We start from the raw sequence: 3,236 nt of genomic DNA on the forward strand, positions 1-3,236 counted from the left end.
TTGTTGCTATTGGTATGAACACAGAATTTGGCCGCATAGCTGAACTTACAGGAACCATTATCGAAGAAAACAGCTCTTCAGAAGCAACTTTCTATCATTGGAAAACAATTGGGGTTTTTAGCGCTTACCATTTCTGTTGCCGTTATTTTAATTGGATTGCTGGCCGGTCTAGATTTAATTCAGATGTTAATGACAGGAATATCTCTTGCCGTGTCTGCGATTCCCGAGGGACTGCCTGCTGTAGTGACTATCGCCCTTGCATTAGGTGCCCGAGCTATGGCTAAAAAGAAGGCTCTGCTTCGTCATCTTCAAGCAGCAGAAACCTTAGGAGCTGTTTCAGTCATCTGCACAGATAAGACAGGGACTCTCACTAAAAATGAGATGAACGTACAAAAAATTTGGTTATTTGGAAAGACAATAGATATCACTGGTGTTGGTTATAATCCAAATGGAAAATTTATAATCAATGACCAGGCGATAAATCCACAGTCCATCCCCGAATTAATCAAGTTGCTGGACACGGGACGCAAATGCAATCATGCACACATCCTTCAAGAAGGAGAAGAATGGAACATCATCGGTTCCCCAGACGAAGCAGCTCTAATTGTTGCTGCAGCTAAATCGGGATTAAGTGAAGTCTTTCCGAGCCAGATTATCAATGAATTTACATTCGATTCAATCAGAAAACGAATGACAGTCATTGAAGAGACAGAAGCTCATCAGATTATTCATACCAAAGGAGCCCCTGAAGTTATTTTGCCGTTATGTGATTATTATTTACTTGAAGATAAAGAAAACGAACTCAACGCTGAAGCCCGAAATAAAATAGAGGAAGCTTATATTAATTTTGCTCAAAAATGGTCTTCGCACATTAGCTTTAGCAAGGAAAAGTACTCTAAAACAACTTAAATTATCGGTGAAAGAAGCTGAGAGCAATTTAGTATTTCTTGGAATTATTGGTTTAGTTGATATGCCTCGAGAAGAAGTATCCAACGCATTGGAGATTGCAAAAAACCTCAGGTATAAAAGTCATTATGATAACTGGGGATTCACCTGTGACAGCAAAAGCAATTGCCAATCAAATTGGCTTAAGCATAGATCAAGTGATAACGAGTAGTGAATTAAAAGCAATGAATGATAAAACATTAAGGAATGTATTAAGGCAAAATGTTTTATTTGCAAGAACAATCCCTGAGGATAAATTTCGTATTGTGCGACTCTTACAGAATCAAGACCAACTGGTAGCAATGACTGGTGATGGCGTCAATGATGCCCCCGCCCTGAAACAAGCTGATATTGGAATTGCCATGGGAATAAGAGGAACTGATGTAGCACGCAGTGTCGCTGATATCATCTTATTAGATGACAATTTTGCTTCGATAATCGATGCAGTAAAAGAGGGTAGGCGACAGTATGCAAACATTCGAAAATTTGTGCTTTACCTTACCTCCTCAAATTTAGGCGAGGTATTAGCTATCATTATTAATCTTATACTCAGCGGTGGATTGATTATGATCCCAGTGCAAATTCTTTGGATAAACTTAGTTACGGATAGTGCAACCGCACTTTCTTTGAGTGTAGAACACGCTGAAAAGGACATAATGCATAGGCCACCTCGGCAAGCCGATAAACCAATTTTTGACCGTATGTCACTTATCCTACTCATTCTGTTTGGCTTTTATATCGGCATCATAACGTTCTCGGTATATCAATTCTATTTATCTCAGTCTTATGCATTAGCGAATACTATTGCTTTTACCACCCTGGTCGTTATGTCTAATATCCACACCCTAAATTTTAGAAGCTTCTATAAACCGATTACCGAAGTAGGATGGCTGTCAAATAAATGGATTTTGATGGCTATTTTATGTATGTTAGGGTTACAAGTCATGGCAATTTATACCCCAGGGTTACAGCGCATTTTACATACTGTACCTTTATCCATAATGCACTGGGTAGTTATTCTGTTATGCGCACTTCCTATTTTTCTGATACCTGAGTTTTATAAGGTGATTAAAAATAGATGAAAGTGGAATTGTTCTTCATAGTCTTAGGCATTATTTTTCTCTTTTTAGGAGGAGAGGGATTAGTACGTAGTATTGTAACAATCGCAGAAAAACTAAACCTATCCATACTTCTCATTAGCACGATTATTATTGGATTTGGGACATCCGCACCGGAATTTTTTGTTTCACTTGAAGCAGCCCTCGCAGGATACCCAGAAATTTCTATTGGCAATGTTGTTGGCAGCAATATCGCAAACACTCTTTTAGCCATGGGAATAGCCGCTTTTATCTCATCAATTCCTTGTAAGGCAGTATCGGTAAAACACGATGCGTTCATGAATGTAGTGGCAAGTATTTTTTAGCCTATTTATCAATTCAAGGTTTTATCCATCGATTAAATGGATTAATGATGCTCGTTGGATTATTCACTTATCTTTCTGTAAGAGTATGGGTGGAAAAAAGGAATGCCAAACAAATAATACACAATGAAAAAAAGCTGGAAAAAGAAATCAAACAAGAATTTATGGAAGTAAAGCCAGGTCATATACATTCTTTCTTCATTGTATTCGCTAGTCTTGCCATTCTGGCTATTGGCGCACGTTTACTTATCGATGGCTCCGTTTTTTTGCCCATTTTTTAATATTCCCGAGGTTGTCATTGGATTAACTATGGTAGCAATTGGCTCCTCCCTCCCTGAAATCGTGACTGTTTGCATTGCATCTTGGCATAAACATTATGATATTGTGATAGGAAATTTATTGGGGAGTAATTTATTTAATATTTTTTCAATTCTAGGAATTACAGCTTTAATAAAGCCAATGCCATTTGTTGGTCAGATAGCTCATCAAGATATCTGGATTATGTTAAGCTCATCTGTTCTTCTTTTGTTAGTTATCATAATTTATAAAAGAATTACCCGGCTTTGGGGGATTTTATTTATTGTCCTTTATCTTCTATTTATTGTTTGGGTTTATTTTTTTAACTTGTCTTCATATGGAGTGAGTAAAATATTATGAACTATATGTAACCATCAGTACTATTCTAAAAAATAATCAAGAGAATGCTTCAGTGTTCAAACTGATAATAAAATTTAACAGATGCCAAATACACTGTAGAATTAAAGGAATAGAATGATTCAAGTTGTTCGAAATTATACGAAAAATTTATGCGGATAAATTTAGATTTATTCTGATAACTCTCATCCTATTGATCATTATTCCTCTGCTATTT

The 3,236-nt window shown here is 36.7% G+C and carries 5 protein-coding genes; all 5 read left to right on the forward strand.

The features are described from left to right. Positions 1-96 precede the first annotated feature (96 nt). The 5 genes from BN58_RS32690 (at position 97) to BN58_RS21875 (ending at position 3,022) form a co-directional block, all read left to right on the forward strand. Entirely contained in the window at positions 97-909 is an 813-nt protein-coding gene (locus tag BN58_RS32690) for an HAD-IC family P-type ATPase (RefSeq protein ID WP_232220317.1), read from the forward strand. Positions 910-1,004: 95 nt separating this feature from the next. Beyond that, a complete protein-coding gene (locus tag BN58_RS32695) occupies positions 1,005-2,027 on the forward strand; it encodes a cation-translocating P-type ATPase (RefSeq protein ID WP_019215733.1) in 1,023 nt (340 codons plus the stop codon). Further along, complete coding sequence (locus BN58_RS03935) at positions 2,024-2,368, forward strand: hypothetical protein (protein WP_019215734.1); 345 nt, start codon at positions 2,024-2,026, stop codon at positions 2,366-2,368. Before BN58_RS32695 ends, BN58_RS03935 begins: the two co-directional genes overlap by 4 nt. Before the next feature lie 44 nt (positions 2,369-2,412). Beyond that, the gene (locus BN58_RS28055) at positions 2,413-2,646 is read left to right on the forward strand and encodes a hypothetical protein (RefSeq protein ID WP_156812346.1); all 234 of its coding nucleotides are present in this window, start codon (positions 2,413-2,415) and stop codon (positions 2,644-2,646) included. A 28-nt stretch (positions 2,647-2,674) separates the two neighbouring features. Next, positions 2,675-3,022: a sodium:calcium antiporter gene (locus tag BN58_RS21875; protein WP_026069241.1), complete on the forward strand. Its 348-nt coding sequence runs from the start codon at positions 2,675-2,677 to the stop codon at positions 3,020-3,022. The last annotated feature ends 214 nt before the right edge of the window (positions 3,023-3,236 follow it).

Origin of the sequence: Legionella tunisiensis, from assembly GCF_000308315.1 — a bacterium.
Classification (GTDB): Bacteria; Pseudomonadota; Gammaproteobacteria; order Legionellales; family Legionellaceae; genus Tatlockia; species Tatlockia tunisiensis.

Excerpts from the sequence above, each read along its gene's own strand:
- BN58_RS03935 (WP_019215734.1), top strand. The coding sequence starts at position 2,024 with ATGAAAGTGGAATTGTTCTTCATAGTCTTAGGCATTATTTTTCTCTTT.
- BN58_RS28055 (WP_156812346.1), top strand. The coding sequence starts at position 2,413 with ATGATGCTCGTTGGATTATTCACTTATCTTTCTGTAAGAGTATGGGTG.
- BN58_RS21875 (WP_026069241.1), top strand. The coding sequence starts at position 2,675 with ATGGTAGCAATTGGCTCCTCCCTCCCTGAAATCGTGACTGTTTGCATT.